General features: G+C 68.2%; 10 protein-coding genes. 5 read left to right on the top strand and 5 right to left on the bottom strand.

The genetic code is table 11. The features are described 5' to 3' along the window. Positions 1–121: 121 nt before the first annotated feature. The gene (locus tag EV675_RS18800) at positions 122–973 is read left to right on the top strand and encodes an IclR family transcriptional regulator (protein ID WP_130358716.1); all 852 of its coding nucleotides are present in this window, start codon (positions 122–124) and stop codon (positions 971–973) included. Between the two features lie 142 nt (positions 974–1115). Here EV675_RS18800 and EV675_RS18795 read toward each other — a convergent pair whose 3' ends face one another. Continuing rightward, entirely contained in the window at positions 1116–3491 is a 2376-nt protein-coding gene (locus tag EV675_RS18795; protein WP_130358715.1) for a Tex family protein, read from the bottom strand. A gap of 55 nt (positions 3492–3546) precedes the next feature. Here EV675_RS18795 and EV675_RS18790 point away from each other — a divergent pair, with 55 nt between their 5' ends. From EV675_RS18790 to yoaA, 3 genes are read left to right on the top strand one after another with little or no spacing between them, the layout of a single operon-like run. Further along, complete coding sequence (locus EV675_RS18790; protein WP_130358714.1) at positions 3547–4320, top strand: hypothetical protein; 774 nt, start codon at positions 3547–3549, stop codon at positions 4318–4320. Next, positions 4320–4523: a YdcH family protein gene (locus tag EV675_RS18785; protein WP_130358713.1), complete on the top strand. Its 204-nt coding sequence runs from the start codon at positions 4320–4322 to the stop codon at positions 4521–4523. The genes EV675_RS18790 and EV675_RS18785 overlap by 1 nt, the downstream gene beginning before the upstream one ends. Further along, positions 4520–6643, top strand: a complete 2124-nt coding sequence (gene yoaA / locus EV675_RS18780) for a DNA repair helicase YoaA (protein ID WP_423213230.1) — start codon at positions 4520–4522, stop codon at positions 6641–6643. Before EV675_RS18785 ends, yoaA begins: the two co-directional genes overlap by 4 nt. Here the strand turns inward: yoaA and EV675_RS18775 are convergent. Beyond that, positions 6627–7496, bottom strand: a complete 870-nt coding sequence (locus EV675_RS18775; RefSeq protein ID WP_130358712.1) for a LysR family transcriptional regulator — start codon at positions 7494–7496, stop codon at positions 6627–6629. The genes yoaA and EV675_RS18775 overlap by 17 nt on opposite strands. Before the next feature lie 151 nt (positions 7497–7647). Here EV675_RS18775 and EV675_RS18770 point away from each other — a divergent pair, with 151 nt between their 5' ends. Continuing rightward, positions 7648–9945: a tripartite tricarboxylate transporter substrate-binding protein gene (locus EV675_RS18770; RefSeq protein ID WP_165404653.1), complete on the top strand. Its 2298-nt coding sequence runs from the start codon at positions 7648–7650 to the stop codon at positions 9943–9945. A 12-nt stretch (positions 9946–9957) separates the two neighbouring features. Here the strand turns inward: EV675_RS18770 and EV675_RS18765 are convergent, their stop codons facing one another. Genes EV675_RS18765 through EV675_RS18755 form a run of 3 tightly spaced genes read right to left on the bottom strand, consistent with a single transcriptional unit; the run spans position 9958 to position 15029 of the window. Continuing rightward, positions 9958–11655 (bottom strand): M30 family zinc metallopeptidase, encoded by a 1698-nt coding sequence (locus EV675_RS18765; RefSeq protein ID WP_130358710.1) that lies wholly within the window; start codon positions 11653–11655, stop codon positions 9958–9960. 27 nt (positions 11656–11682) lie between these two features. Beyond that, on the bottom strand, positions 11683–13353 hold the full coding sequence (locus EV675_RS18760) for a M30 family zinc metallopeptidase (protein ID WP_130358709.1): 1671 nt from the start codon (positions 13351–13353) through the stop codon (positions 11683–11685). 8 nt (positions 13354–13361) lie between these two features. Then, positions 13362–15029 carry a M30 family zinc metallopeptidase gene (locus EV675_RS18755; protein WP_130358708.1) on the bottom strand — a complete coding sequence of 556 codons (1668 nt, stop codon included), beginning with the start codon at positions 15027–15029 and terminating at the stop codon, positions 13362–13364. Between the last annotated feature and the right edge of the window lie 33 nt (positions 15030–15062).

Genomic DNA, 15062 nt, shown 5'->3' with positions numbered 1-15062 from the left:
AAGGTAACCTAGGTTACCTGTAATCGTCAAAGAGATGGATGTGAGGGATTAATTCCATTAAAATCAAAAACTTAATGGAGAGTAACTATGGTTTTCATGAAACTCGGCGTGGTTGTCAGCCATGGATGAACCCCAATCGACGCCGGCCGTGAACGACGCGGCGGACGCGGGCGACCCGGCCAAGGTCGAGCAGATCGCCGCCGTGCAGCGCGCGTTCGAGGTCGTGGAGGCCCTGGCGGACGCCAAGGACGGGTTGTCATTCACGGACATCGTCGGCCTGCTGGCGGTGAACAAGGCCATCGCCTTCAAGCTGCTCAACACGCTCGTCGCCTGCCGCTACGTCTTCCGCGACCCCGCTTCCGGGCGGTATTGCCTGACGTTCAAGCTCAGCAACCTGGGGCTGCGCAAGATGTCCCGGTCGCTGCTGCTGGACCAGAGCAACGCCATCCTGCGCGAACTGGCGGATGCCACGGGAGAACTCATCCGGCTGGCCGTGGCCGAGGGCGACAGCATCACGTGGGTCTCCTCCATCCTGGCGCAAAGCCGGCTGCTGCAGCTCAATCCCAGCTATGGCTTCGAAGTGCGGCTGCACCTGCATGCGGCCGGCAAGGCCTGGCTGTCCACGATGAGCAGCGAGCGCGCGCTGGGCCTCGTGCTGCAGCGGGGCCTGGAGCCCGCCACGGAACATTCGCTCGCCACGGTCGAGGCGATCCTGGACGACCTGAAGCTGTCCGCCCAGCGGGGCTATTCGATTTCCTACGAAGAGCATTCCCTGGGCGTGGGCGCGATCGGCGTGCCCGTGATGGTGCGCCGGTTCGGAGACCACAAGGAATGCGTGGGCGTGGTGACGCTGGCGGCGCCGTGCGCCCGGATGAACCGCCAGGCGCTGGAGGACATCGCCCCCAGGGTCAAGGAGACCGTGGCCCGGCTTGCGGCGATCTGGCCGGTGGGGGACGGCCGCACTTATTCGTGATCTGACGAAAAATGCCCCCACGCTTGCCGCTACGCGGCAGCGCTGCCCCCCGAGGGGGCGCTTTTTTGCCTTGGGGCGGCCCGGCGGCAAAAAAAGGGGAAGCGCGTTCGCTTCCCCTTGGTGCGCCGTCCGGCGTCGCCGCCTACCGCTTCAGCTTCGCGAAGGCTGCGGCCATCGCGCTTTCGCCCGGCGGCGGCGAGCTCATGCCGCGATCGCGCCCGCGCCCGCGCCCGCCGCCCGCCGGGCGGCCTGTGCCGGCGCTGCCGCCGTCGCCGCGGCGCGCGGGGACCGAGTCGTCGTTCAGGCGCATGGTCAGCGCGATGCGCTGGCGCTGCAGATCGACTTCCTGGACCTTGACCTTCACCGTCTGGCCCACGCGCACCACGTCGCGCGGGTCCTTGACGAATTTCTCGGACAGCGCCGAGATGTGGACCAGGCCGTCCTGGTGGACGCCGATGTCGACGAAGGCGCCGAAGTTGGCGACGTTGGTGACCACGCCTTCCAGGATCATGCCCTGGCGCAGGTCGTTCAGCGTCTCGACGCCGTCCTGGAAGGTGGCGGTCTTGAACTCGGGGCGGGGGTCGCGGCCGGGCTTTTCGAGTTCGCTGAAGATGTCCTGGACGGTGGGCAGGCCGAAGCGTTCGTCGGTAAATTGCGCGGGCGAGACGCCCTTGAGGGCGGCGCGGTTGCCGATGACTTCGCGGATCTCGGTCTGCAGCCTGGCCAGGATGCGTTCGACCACCGGGTAGGCTTCCGGGTGGACGGACGAGCAGTCGAGCGGATTGTCGCCGTCGGCCACGCGCAGGAAGCCGGCGGCCTGTTCGAAGGCCTTGTCGCCGAAGCGCGGCACGTCCATGAGTTTGGCGCGCGAGGGGAAGGCGCCGTTCTGGTCGCGCCAGGACACGATGTTCTTTGCCAGCGCGGCGTTCAGGCCGGAGACGCGGGTCAGGAGCGGCACCGAGGCGGTATTCACGTCCACGCCCACGGCGTTCACGCAGTCCTCGACCACGCTGTCCAGCATGCGGGCCAGTTCGCGCTGGTTGACGTCGTGCTGGTACTGCCCGACGCCGATGGACTTGGGATCGATCTTGACCAGCTCGGCCAGCGGATCCTGCAGGCGGCGGGCGATGGAGACGGCGCCGCGCAGGCTGACGTCGAGTTCGGGGAATTCGGTGGCGGCCAGTTCCGAGGCCGAGTAGACGGAGGCGCCGGCCTCGGACACGACGATGCGGGTCAGGTTCAGGTCGGGATAGCGCTTCATCAGGTCGGCGGCCAGCTTCTCGGTCTCGCGCGAGGCGGTGCCGTTGCCGATGGCGATGAGCTCGATCTGGTGGCGTCGGGCGATGCGGGCCAGGGTCTCGATCGAGCCGTCCCAGTCGCGGCGGGGCTCGTGCGGGTAGACGGTCGCGGTGTCCAGCAGCTTGCCGGTACGGTCGATGGCCGCGACCTTGACGCCGGTGCGGATGCCGGGGTCCAGGCCCAGCACGGCTTTCGGGCCGGCGGGCGCGGCCAGCAGCAGGTCCTTCAGGTTCAGGGCGAAAACGCGGATGGCCTCGGTTTCGGCTTCCTCGCGCAGGCGGGCCAGGTTCTCGGTCTCGAACGAAGGCAGCAGCTTGACGCGCCAGGTCCAGCGGCAGACTTCACCCAGCCACTTCTGGCGAGGGCTGACGTCCAGGCCGAACACGCCGTCCAGGCCGACCAGCTTGGCGACGCGCGCCACGCAGGGATGCGGCAGTTGTTCTTCCAGTTCGGGTTCCAGGCCCAGGCGCAGTTCGAGCACGCCTTGCTGGCGGCCGCGCAGCATGGCCAACACACGGTGCGAGGGCAGGGTGCGCAGCGGTTCGTTGAAGTCGAACCAGTCGCGGAAGTTGGCGCCTTCGGCTTCCTTGCCCTCGGCCACCTTGGAGTAGACCAGGCCGGTGCTCCACAGGTAGCCGCGCAGGTTCTCCAGCACCTCGGCGTTCTCGGAGAAGCGCTCGGTCAGGATGTCGCGGGCGCCGTCCAGCGCGGCCTTGGCGTCGGCCACGCCGGCCTCGGCGTTGACGTAGGTGGCGGCGGCGGTTTGCGGATCGATGGCCGGATCGGCGAGAATGGCGTCGGCCAGGGGCTCCAGGCCCGCTTCCCGGGCGATCTGGGCGCGGGTCCGGCGCTTGGGCTTGTACGGGGCGTAAAGGTCTTCCAGGCGCTGCTTGGTGTCGGCGGCGGTCAGCGCGTCCTTGAGTTCCGGCGTCAGCTTGCCCTGCTGGTCGATCGAGGCCAGGATGGCCGCGCGGCGGCTTTCCATGTCGCGCAGGTATTCCAGCCGTACTTCCAGGTTGCGCAGGACGGTATCGTCCAGGCCGCCGGTCACTTCCTTCCGGTAGCGGGCGATGAACGGCACGGTCGCGCCGTCATCCAGGAGTTCCACCGCGGCGGAGACCTGCGCCGGGCGCGCGCCGAGTTCTTCGGCAAGCTGGGCGATAATGCGGGATTGGGCCTGGGTGTCGAGTGCCTCGCCCCGGTCGGTGACCATAGCCATCGAGTCCGTCCTACCTTGGAAAATGAAGCCGCGGATTTTGCCACAGTCTGAGAATATGTCCTTAATTGCTTTCCGACCGGGCGTTACGCAATGTGTCGATGGCCTGCCCGCCACGAGCCGCCGGGCCGCACGGCTGGCGCGCTGGCTGCTGCCTGCCGCCGTGGCCCTTGCCGCCGTGCCGGCGCTGGCGGCCGAGGGTGACGGGCAGTCCGTCCCCGCCCAGGCCTATGCCTCGAAAGAGGCGGCCCAGGCCGCCGCCGACGCCGCCAAGGCCGAGTCCGACCGCATCAAGCGGCAGTACGACGTCGAGGCGGCCGAGTGCATGCACAAGTTCTTCGCCAACCGCTGCGCCGAAAAGGCCAGGCTCGAGCGCAATGCCGGCGTGACGCGCACCGATGCGGACCGCCGCGCGGCCGAACTGTACATCCGGCGCGAGGAGGCCCGCGAGCGGCACGAGAAGCGCGACCGCGACAATGCCGAGCGCGACGCCAAGGCCACCGACCGCGCCGCCCGCAAGGCCGAGGAAGCGGCCAGCCGCCCGCCGCCCAAGGCCGAGCCGGCCCCGCCGCCGCGCCCGTCGGCCCCCGCCGCCGCGCCGGCGCCGCGTCCGCCCCGCGACGTGGACGATCCCGCCGTTCGCGCGCGCAACCGCGCCGATTTCGAACGCAAGCAGGCCGAGGCGCGCGAATACGCCGAGAAGCAGGCGCGCGAGCGCCAGGAAGCCGAGGCCAAGCGCGCCCGGCGCCGGGCCGAGCGCGAGGAAGAGGCCGGGCGCCTGAAGGCGCAGCAGCAGGAGGAGGGGGCGCCGGCGCCCGCCGGGAAGCCGTGATGGACGACAGGATCCAGGCGCTGACCGCGCGCATCGTCGAACTGCAGCTCGAGCACCGCGACCTCGACGCCGCCATCGAGCGGCTGGCGGTCGACACCGCGGTGGACGAACTGCGCCTGAAGCGCATGAAGAAGCGCAAGCTCCAGCTCAAGGACCACATCGTGGCCTTGCAGATGCAGTTGATTCCGGACATTCCTGCATGACGGCTTCGATCATGGACATCGGCGCCGACGTGGCCGCCGTGTTCGCGGCCGATGGCCCGCTGGCCGCCCGGCTCAAGGGCTATCGGCCCCGCATCCAGCAGATCGAACTGGCGCAGGCCATCGCGCAGGCCATTGGCGATCGCGGCACGCTCGTGGCCGAGGCCGGCACCGGTACCGGCAAGACCTTCGCATACCTGGTGCCGGTGCTGATGCATGGCGGCAAGGTGCTGGTCTCGACCGGGACCAAGACGCTGCAGGATCAGTTGTTCGCCCGCGACCTGCCGGCCGTGCGGGACGCGCTGGGACTGCCAGTGGTCATCGCGCTGCTGAAAGGCCGGTCCAACTACCTGTGCCACTACCACCTCGAACGCACCGTGGGCGACGGCCGGCTGGCCTCGCGCGCGGAGGTCGCGCAACTGCGCAAGATCGAGGTGTTTGCCAAGCACACCCGCAGCGGCGACAAGGCCGAACTGGCCGAAGTGCCCGAGAATGCGGACATCTGGCACAAGGTGACCTCCACCCGCGACAACTGCCTGGGATCCGATTGTCCTGCCTTTCGCGAGTGCTTCGTCATGCAGGCCCGCAAGCGCGCGATCGAGGCCGACGTTGTGGTGGTGAACCATGCGCTGTTCCTGGCCGACCTCGCGCTCAAGGACGAAGGCATCACCGACCTGCTGCCGGCTGCCGACACCGTGGTGTTCGACGAGGCCCACCAGTTGCCGGCCGCCGCCACCCGTTTCCTGGGCGAGTCGGTGTCGTCGCACCAGTTGCTGGACTTCGCGCGCGACGCCACCGTCGCCGGCCTGTCGCATGCGCGCGAAAGCGCGGACTGGCCGGTGCTGGGGCAGGCCGTCGAGCAGGCCACGCGCGAGCTTCGGCTGTCCTGCGCGGCGGTCGAGAAAATGCCCGGCCAGCGCAGCACCTTCGACACGCTGCCCAATCCCCGGGACTTCGGCAAGGCGGTGCAGCAGGTGATCGATACGGTCCACACCCTGGGCCGTATCCTGATGGCCGTGGGCGAGCGCCACCCCGACCTGGACATGGTGGCCAAGCGCGGCCCCGACCTGATCGCGCGGCTGGCGCGCTGGACCGAGGCCCATGGCGTGCCGCCGGCGCATCCGGAGCAGACCGCCAAGCCGGCCGAATCCGCCTGGCCCGAGCCGGCGGCCGAGTCGTCTTCCGGACAGCCTGCCGAGCCGCCCCAACAGCGGGCCGACGACGGCTGGGTGCGCTGGGTGGAAACCGGCGCCAGCCACATCCGCCTGCACACCGCACCCTTGTCCGTCGCGCAGGCGTTTTCGCAGTACCGGCCGGCGGGCCAGGCCTGGATCCTGACCTCGGCCACCTTGTCGGTGCGCGAGGATTTCTCCCATTTCACACGCCAGCTCGGCCTGTACGAGGCCACGACCGGCCGCTGGGAATCGCCATTCGACTATGGTACGAACGGCCGGCTGTTCGTGCCGCACGGCATTCCCGCGCCGCAGGATCCACGTTTCACCGAAGGATTCGTCGAGGCCCTGTTGCCCGTGCTGGCGGCCAGCCGGGGTTCGGCGCTGGTGTTGTGCACGACCCTGCGCGCGGTGGACCGGGTGGCCGAGCTGTTGCAGGAAGCCTTCCGCGAGCGCGGCTGGGAGTGGCCCCTGTTCAGGCAGGGCGACCGTTCCCGCCGCGAATTGCTGGAGCGCTTCCGGACCAGTGCACACGCCGTGCTGGTGGGCAGCGCCAGCTTCTGGGAAGGCATAGACGTGCCCGGCGACGCGTTGACCCTGGTGGCCATCGACAAGCTGCCGTTCGCGCCGCCCGACGATCCGGTGCTGGACGCGCGCATCCGCGCCAGCCGCGAGCGGGGCGGCAATCCCTTCTTCGAATACCAGCTGCCCGAGGCGGCCATCGCGCTCAAGCAGGGCGCGGGACGGCTGATCCGCACCGAAACCGACTGGGGCGTGCTGATGGTGGGCGACCGCCGGCTGGTCGAGAAGCCCTACGGCAAGCTGCTGTGGCGCGGCCTGCCGCCGTTCACGCGCACGCGCAACGTGGTGGACGTGGAGGCTTTCTACGCTCAAAGGGGCGAGGTCGTCTCGCCCGAGACCTGCCCGGAAAGGCTCACCATTTCGCGATGAACTGGGCGACCTGGCGCACCGGGGAATCGGTGCGCCAGATGGCGGTCAGCTCGGTCTTGGGCGCATCGGCCAGCGGCACGTAGTGCAGATCGTCGCGCCGCACATGCATCAGGTTCTCCGCCACCACGCACAGGCCTTCCCCGGCCGCGCACAGGCCCAGGGCGACGTGGATCTGATTGGCTCCCACATATTGGACGGCGCGGCGTCCCTTCTTTTCGAGGAAGCCGCGATACCACCGGTGCAGCCGTGGGGCCGCGGTCTCGTCGGGGAGAATCATGGTGTGGCCGGCAAGATCCTTGATGGACAGGGATTGCAGCCGGGCAAGGGGATGATCGGGGCCCATCGCGACCCATTGGGCCCGGCGGGCGACGACCCGGCTGATCATTTCGTCGTCGGGCGTGGGGAAATACAGGAAGCCCATGTCCAACGTCCCGTCCAGTACCTGGCTGGTCATCTCGTCCTCCTGCATCTCGATCAGCCGGATCTGCACCTTGGGGTGCGCGAGGCGGGCGGCGCGGACGCGCTCGGGCAGCAAGTCGTAGAGGCTGCCTGCCAGGCAGCCCACCGTGAACGTGGCGGCCGACGCCACGCTGCGCCGCGTGAGTCGTCGGCCCGCCCAATCCATTTCGGCCACGATGCGCCGGGCGCTGCGAAGAAATTCCGTCCCGTCGGCGGTCAGGGCGGTGCCGTGCGTCGAACGGGCCAGCAGGCGGACGCCCATTTCCCGTTCCAGCGACTGGACGACGCGTGTCAGGCGGGACGGCGAAACATGCAGCGCGGTTGCGGCCTGGGCGAAATGCAGGTGTTCGGCCAGGATGACGAAGGCTTTCAGGGCGAACAGGTCGACGTTCATGGCAGGAAAGGAGAGTGAGCCTGGTATTGCATATTACGCAATATAGGTTCGATTTCATCAATTCCACTTCGCCCGCTTTGTTCGCAGAATGCGTTCCAGCCCCTGTGCCTGCACCGGGAATGCCGAACGCCACCCGCCAAGGAGCGAACCCATGAAACGCCGCTTGAGCCTGATGCTGGCAGTGCTGCTGCCCTGCATCGCCATTGCCCAGCAGCCTCCGCTGCGCCTGCTGGTGGGCTTTCCCGCCGGCGGCAGCAACGACGTCATCGCCCGCCACCTGGCGCAGGGGATGTCGGACCAGTTGCAGCGAAATGTCATCGTCGAGAACAAGCCTGGAGCCGGTGGGCAACTGGCGGCGGTGGCGCTGAGGAGCGCCGCCGCCGACGGCAATACGTTGTTCCTGTCGAACAGCCATGCGCTGGCCATGATCCCGTTGACCGTGCGCCAGCCCGGCTACGATCCGCAAAGAGATTTCGTGCCGGTCGGGCTGGTGGCGATCTCCAACGATGTCCTGGCGGTCAATCCCAAACTGCTGGGCGACGTGCGCAACCTGAAGGGCTTGATCGACTGGGCGAATGCCCATCCCGGAAAGGGCAGCGTGGGCGTTCCGGCCCCCGCGAGCGATCCGTACTTCGGCGTCCAGATCCTGGCCAGGGATTTCGGGGGCGACGTCACGCCGATACCGTATCGGGGCGATGGACCCGTGGTGCAGGATGTCGTCGCCGGGCAGATCCCCGCGGGCATCGGTTCCATCGGGGCCATGATGCAGTACGAGCGGGAAGGCCGCGTGCGCGTCATCGCGGTCAGCGGTCCGAGACGGCTGCCTTCGATACCTCATGTCCCGACCTATGTGGAACAGGGGCTGGCCGGCTACGGCGTAAGCGGCTTCGTCGCGGTGCTTGCTCCTGCGGGATTACCTACCGACCTCGTGCGCCGCTACAACCGGGCGGTTACCCGCGTCGTGGAGTCGCCCGCATTCGCGGCCAAGGTCAGCGAGCTGGGCGTGCTCCCGCCGCCAGTTCGCCCGATGCGCTTGGCGCGCGCATCAAGGAGACGACGGCGGCCTTCGCCACGATGGTGGAGCGCGCGGGATACGCGGGCCCGTGATCCCGCTCGTCATTCACGACCTTCCCATCGTTCTTCTCCGTGGCAAGCACCACGACCCCGAGGTATCGCAACCATGACCGTATTGATCGCCGGCGGCGGAATCGCCGGCCTGTCCCTCGCGCTGACCTGCCAGCAGATCGGCGTTTCCTTCAAAGTCTTTGAAACCGTCCGCCGGATCCGCCCCCTTGGGGTGGGTATCAACCTTCAACCGAGCGCGGTCCGCGAATTGATGGACCTCGGCCTTGGCCACCTGCTCGATGACATAGGCGTCCGGACCCGCGACTATGGCATGTACACCAAGCATGGCCTGCACATCTGGACGGAGCCCCGCGGCTTGCAGGCGGGGTACCGGTGGCCGCAATATTCGGTCCATCGGGGCAGGCTGCACATGATGCTGTATGAAGAGTTGTTGCGGCGCGCCGGACCGGATTGCGTGGAGTGCGGATGGGCGGCGACCGGATTTGCCGACGAGGGAGGCAAGGCGGTGCTTCATCTACGCAATGCCGAAGGCGCGGACCGCATCGAACGAGGAGACATCCTGGTCGGGGCCGACGGCATCCATTCGGCCATTCGCCGGCAGATCGCGCCGGACGAAGGCGAGCCCGTCTGGGGAGGGGCCGTCCTGTGGCGCGGCACTTCGCGTGCGATTCCCTACAAGACGGGGGCCTCCATGGTCATGATCGGCCACTCCGGCCTGCGCTTCGTCGCCTATCCGATTTCCGCGCCGGATCCCCGCACCGGATTGGCGACCATCAACTGGATCGCGAACCTGAACTACGAGCCCGGCCAGCCTTGGAACAAGGAAGACTGGAACCGGGAGGCGCGCCTGGAGGATTTCCTGCCGCGTTTTACTGACATGCGCTTCGACTGGCTGGACGTGCCGGCGCTGATCGCGGCCGCGGATACCGTATACGAGTATCCGATGGTGGACCGCGACCCGCTCGGCCATTGGACGGTCGGCCGTACCAGCCTGATGGGAGACGCCGCTCATGCGGCCTATCCAGTGGGTTCGAACGGTGCGGGTTCGGCCATCATCGATGCCAGGGAACTGGGGAGGGCGTTCCTGGAACATGGATTGACGCCCGAGGCGCTGTCGGCCTACGAGGCCAGGATGCGGCCGGCTACGGCCCAGGTCATCCTGACCAATCGCGTTGCCGGGCCGGACAGCATCCTGGACCTGGTCGAGGAGCGCTGCGGCGGACGTTTCGACCGCATCGAGGACGTGGTCCCGCAGGAAGAGCTGGCGCGGCATTCCGTCCAGTACAAGGCGATAGCGGGGTACTCGGTGCAGGCCACCAACGAACGGCCGCCCACGATCGAGCCTGGCGTGCGCATTCGCTAGCGTGAACAGGCCCTAGCGGACGACGACGGACAGTGCCGTGCCCGGCGGTACCGTAATGGTCTCGAGGTAGGTGCCGCGCATGTTCGGCCGCGCGGTGGCGAAGAAACCGTGTGGGACGAGCTGTTCCGGCAGGCTGCCGGGCAGAGGGGTGTCAGCGTCCAGAGAGCCGTCCAGGGGCACGAGCGTGTATCCCGACTCCCTGCGTTCGGGGAATCCATAGCCGGGCGGGGACGTGCCGGCGGGAAGCAGGGCGATGGCCGCACTGAAACGCCTCAACGCGACCGTAAGACCCGGCCCGTCTGCTTGCCGGATGGCGTCGTTCAGCATTTCCCAGGAGTCGGTCGACGACATGTTGCGCAGCAGATCACGGTAGAACGCCAATCCGTAGTGGCGCAGGAGGTATGCGCCGAAAGCCCCCTGCACGGGGAAGCTGACGCACAGCTCGGAAGGATCGTTGGAGTACCGGGCCAGGTCGCAGTTGAACCCGCCTTCGCTGCCCAGGACCATCCAGGCGAACAGCGCGCTGTCGCGGATTTCGTGCAGCGTGTCGCGTTCAGGATCGAACAGGATGTCCTGCATCATCAGTGCCGTGGTTTCTTCAAGCCAGACGGCATGGCGGTAGTCATCGTCGCCGCGCTGGATGCCGCGGCGGTAGACGTTGGCCAGATGGGTCATTTCATGGGCCAGTACCGAAGCCGCCGGTTCGTAGTTTCGCGGGTAGAGGGAGGTGTATAGCGTCTCGACGCTCATGACGATGGACAGCGCGGCGTTGCTGGTGCGGCGCGGATCGTCGGGGGCCGGGTCCGTGGGGCGCAGCGGGAAATCATCGATGCGGACGTAGGCCTGGGCCATCGATGCGATGCCCGTGACGAAGACGATGTCCAGCGGCTGGTCGGCGGGTATGAGACCGGCGCGGGAGTGAGGGCCCCAGGGCGGTCCGGCGATGTCGGAAACCCTGGCATAGATGGAGGCTGGTCCTACCGCGAACCGTTCGATCAGTTTGTCGAGCTGGCCGGCCGTGACCAGACCGCTCTCGAGCTGGCCATCCTCCATCCACAGGTTGACCACGCGCCCGTCCGGCGCGTGTTGCCGGCGGGCCAGCGTGACCCGGCGCTCGGAGACATCCATGACGTCGCCACTCTGTTGGACCAGCCAGGAACGCGTGCTTCCTGGTGCTTCGTCGTGCGGCGCAGTGGCTTCGGGGACCGCCGTGGCGCGATGCAACACGTCGGACAGCCTGCTGGCGGGGCGTTGGCGATGACCGGCATTGAGCCGCGCCGCGGGCCGAATCGATGCCAGGCGCGATACGGATGCGCGGGACACCTGCGCCGGGGCGGGGAGCAAGTCCACGGGATAGGGCGAGCGCGCTGCCAGTGCGAGCGGCGGCATGGATTGCGGCGTCTTGCCCAGATTGGCGAATACGAGCTGTACGTCACGGCCGGGAATCCCGTCGATGCGCACCGGCACCTCCACGTTGGCGGCGGTGGCATTGGTGTACTGCCAGACCGCAACCCCCGCGCCGGCATAGCGATGCGCATCCGTCGCGCCGCAACGGGGGCCTTCGCAATCCACCGTGAGTCCGGGCGACGTGGGGACTTCGGTCTGCGGCGTGGAGCCGGGCTGGGAGTCGCCGCCGCAGGAGGCCATGGCCAGCCCGAGCAGCATGGCGAGCAGCGATGGCGGCAGCCGATGGAACCGGGGCAGGGACATGGCAGATACTCCAGGGAGAAAGGTGCTTCATCGGACCACGACTGACACGCTGGTATGGGGCGGGACGGTGATGGTTTCCTCATAGACGTCCCGCACCGCGGGCCGCACGAACGGGAAGAATCCTCGCGGCTGCAGGTACATCGGTACGCTCGTTGGCAGTCCGTAGTCCGCGTATAGCGAGCCGTCCATCGGCACGAGCTCGTAGCCGGCATCGCTTCTGGCGCCCAGGCCGAAGTTCGGCGGCGAAGCTGCCGGCAGCAGCGCGATGGTCGTGCCGATGCGGCGCAGCGTGGTCTGCACGCCGGGGCCGCCCACGTCGCGGATGGCCTTGTCCAGGATGCCCCAGGAGTCCGGCGCGCCGGTCTCGTCCAGCAGCCGTTGATAAAGGGCCATGCCGTAGTGGCGCAGCAGGTAGGCGCCTATGGTCGAGTTGATGTTGTAGCTGTCGCAGCGGTCCACGGCCAGGATGGCGATCGACAGGATGTCGCAGTTGAAGCCCTGGCCGCGCAGCCAGTAGCGGACGAAGAAATCCCGGCTCTCGTGGTGGCGGTTCAGTCCGGGCAGGTAGAGGGCGTCCTCGGCCATCAGCGCCATCAGTTCGACGAACCAGGATTGGTGGAAGTATTCCTGCCCCGGCTCCTTGGCGATGACCTGCCGGTAGCGGGTGGAAAGGTGAGTCAGTTCATGGGTGAAGGTGGCCAGTTCATCCAGCACCGGATTGTAGAAATTGTCGTCGGAGATGAAGAGGACCAGCGCTTCATTGCTGAGATTGTCCTCCGGAGGGCCAGCCGGGTCGTTCAGCCCGACGTCGTTCCAGTGCACCATCCCGGCCGCCATCATGTCGCGGATGAAGGCCACGTGCAGGTCCTGATCAGGGGCAAGGGCCGGCAACCCGACGTCGGGATACGGCCCCCATGGCGGTCCGGACAGTGCGACGGTTCGGTCGTAGACCGCGGTTTCTCCCTCGACCAGGTCACGGATGAAACCGTCCAGCATCGCGTCGGTCACGCTTCCCGCCGCCTGGGTTTGCGCATCGACCCAGACGTGGATGCCGCGCCCGTCGCGGGCCACGGCCTGGCGGACCAGGGTCGAGCGGCGGAACGCGTCCTCGTCCGTGCCCATCCCGTATCCGGACACCCGCCAGGTGCGCACGTCTCCGAGCCGGGGCGCCGGGGCGGCCACGCGCGGCGCGATGATTTTGGCCGAGGGCGAGGGTTTGCGGCTCTTCAACCCTTGCATCGGATCGGCCGCCATCGGCGGCAGGTCGGGCCGCCGATGGCGGCGTGGGCCTTCGCCCTTGGCCGCGTCCGCGCCGGCCGGGGCCGCCAGCCTGGCGGCGGGCGCCGCCAGAGGATATGGCGATCGCAGGTACAGCTCCAGCGCCGGCAGGCGCTGCGGCGTGTCCCCATGGTTGGTGTAGATCAGTTGCACGTCCTTGCCGGCCAGGCCTGCCAGCCTGACGGGCAGCGCGACCCGCTCGTCGCCGGTGTTGGTGTACTGCCAGATGCCGATGCCCGAGCCTGCGTAGCGGTGGGCATCGATGGCGCCGCAGCGGGGGCCGCTGCAATCGACCTCGAGTTGCGCACCGGGAGGCGGCGGTTCCGGCGGGGCGATGGGATCGCCATCGCCGCCGCATCCCGACAGCAGCATCAGGCTGGCGGCGGCGAGCAGGGAAAGGACTCGGGCGGCGATTTGCATGGAGGCTCCTAGCGCACGACGACCGACAGGCTGGCGTGCGGCGGCACGGCGATGTTCTCCCGGTAGGTGTCCCGCACGGCCGGCCGGGCAAAGGGGAAGAAGGCGCGCGGCATCAGGGTCATGATCGTGTCGGTGGGCAGGGCCAGTTCGCTCGCGTAGGTAGCGCCGTCGATGGCGGCCAGCGTGTAGGCGCCGTCGGTCCGTTCCGGCAGCCCGTAGCCCTTGGGCGAGGCGGCCGCCGGCAGCAGGGCGATGTTGGTGGCGAAGCGGCGCAGGGCGGCATCCGCGCCTTCTCCGCCCGCCTGCCTGATGGCGTCGTCCAGGATGGCCCAGGAATCGGAAGAACTGGTGTTGCGCAGCAGTTGCCGATAGAAGCCGATGCCGTACTGCCGCAGCAGGTAGGCGCCTAAGGACGCCTGTACGCCAAGGACATAGCAACTGTTGCCGTTGGCGTCCCGCGCGGTCTTCAGGTCGCAGTTGAAGCCGTCCGCGGCGCCGCCCGACAGCCAGTACCAGCGGTAGATGTCGCCCACGGGTTGGTACGCGTCGATGCCGGGCAGATAGAGGATGTCCTGCATCATCAGGGCCGTCATCATGTCGAGCCAGGGTTCGAAGGACTGGTCGTTGGCGGGTAGCGCCGAGCGGTGATAGATGTTGGCCATCTGAGTCAGCATCAGCGCCATGGCTGCGGCCGGTTCGCCGGATGCGTAGTAGTCGTCCGGCTGATAGAAGCGCTCCGTGGTCAGGTACACGGCAAGTGCCTCGTTGCTGGTGCGGACGTATTCGTCGAAGTCGGGATTGCCCGTCTGTTGGCGGATGCGCAAGTCCCGGCCGCCCGGGTAGGACACGTAGGCCAGCTCCTTGCCCAGCACGATGTTCAGGTCCTGCGCCGGCGGTATCGCGCCGGCTGTCTCGTGCGGCCCCCAAGGCTCGCCGGCGAGGTCCGTCGCTCTGGCATAGACGGCATGGGGGCCCGTGGCCACGCGCTGCAGCAGCGCATCCAGCATGGCGTCGCTGACCAGCGCGTCGCCGTATTGGTCGTCCTCGAGCCAGATGTTGACACGGCGCGGGCCATCCGGCCCCTGGGCCTGCCCCTGGCGATACAGCGTGAACGGGCGTTCGACCCGGCCTTCGGTCCACGTATCGACCCACCACGGGCGCGTGGCGCCCACGACGGAGGCAGGAGCGACGGCCCGGCTGGCGGTGGCCTGTTTTTCCGTGGCCCGTTTCTCCGTGGCCTGTTCCGCAGCGAACGGCACGGCCAGGGAAAAGGCGGGGGCGCGCCGTGCGGCCGCGGGCGCATCCGCCGGGTAGGGCGAGCGCTCGAACAATTCGATGCCGGGCATCTTCTGCGGCGCGTCGCCGTGGTTCGTCATGATCAACTGCACGTCCTTGCCGGCCAGGCCCGAGATGTCGATCTCCACCTCGCGCCGTTCGCCCGTCGTGTTCGTGTATTGCCAGATGCCTACGCCCGAGCCCAGGTAGCGATGGGCGTCGACCGCGCCGCAATGGGGGCCGCTGCAATCGACGGCCAGTTGGGCGACGGCCGGAGGCGGCGGCTCGGGGGTGTCGGGCGTCACGGCGCCGTCGCCGCCGCAGGCCGACAGCACGAGCGCCGGACCGAGCAGGGCCAGCCGGAGGGGAAGGGTATGCATGCGTAGCGAAAAGGAGAGCATGGCTTTTCCTTGAGACGATTGCCGGTGATGTCC

Source organism: Pigmentiphaga kullae, from assembly GCF_004216695.1.
Lineage (GTDB): Bacteria > Pseudomonadota > Gammaproteobacteria > Burkholderiales > Burkholderiaceae_B > Pigmentiphaga > Pigmentiphaga kullae.
This window is presented reverse-complemented; position numbering and strand designations above follow the sequence as displayed.

Coding starts and splice junctions, on each gene's coding strand:
- EV675_RS18790 (WP_130358714.1), top strand. CDS start 3,547: ATGTCCTTAATTGCTTTCCGACCGGGCGTTACGCAATGTGTCGATGGC.
- EV675_RS18765 (WP_130358710.1), bottom strand. CDS start 11,655: ATGTCCCTGCCCCGGTTCCATCGGCTGCCGCCATCGCTGCTCGCCATG.
- EV675_RS18800 (WP_130358716.1), top strand. CDS start 122: ATGGATGAACCCCAATCGACGCCGGCCGTGAACGACGCGGCGGACGCG.
- EV675_RS18795 (WP_130358715.1), bottom strand. CDS start 3,491: ATGGCTATGGTCACCGACCGGGGCGAGGCACTCGACACCCAGGCCCAA.
- EV675_RS18755 (WP_130358708.1), bottom strand. CDS start 15,029: ATGCTCTCCTTTTCGCTACGCATGCATACCCTTCCCCTCCGGCTGGCC.
- EV675_RS18775 (WP_130358712.1), bottom strand. CDS start 7,496: ATGAACGTCGACCTGTTCGCCCTGAAAGCCTTCGTCATCCTGGCCGAA.
- EV675_RS18770 (WP_165404653.1), top strand. CDS start 7,648: ATGAAACGCCGCTTGAGCCTGATGCTGGCAGTGCTGCTGCCCTGCATC.
- EV675_RS18785 (WP_130358713.1), top strand. CDS start 4,320: ATGGACGACAGGATCCAGGCGCTGACCGCGCGCATCGTCGAACTGCAG.
- yoaA (WP_423213230.1), top strand. CDS start 4,520: ATGACGGCTTCGATCATGGACATCGGCGCCGACGTGGCCGCCGTGTTC.
- EV675_RS18760 (WP_130358709.1), bottom strand. CDS start 13,353: ATGCAAATCGCCGCCCGAGTCCTTTCCCTGCTCGCCGCCGCCAGCCTG.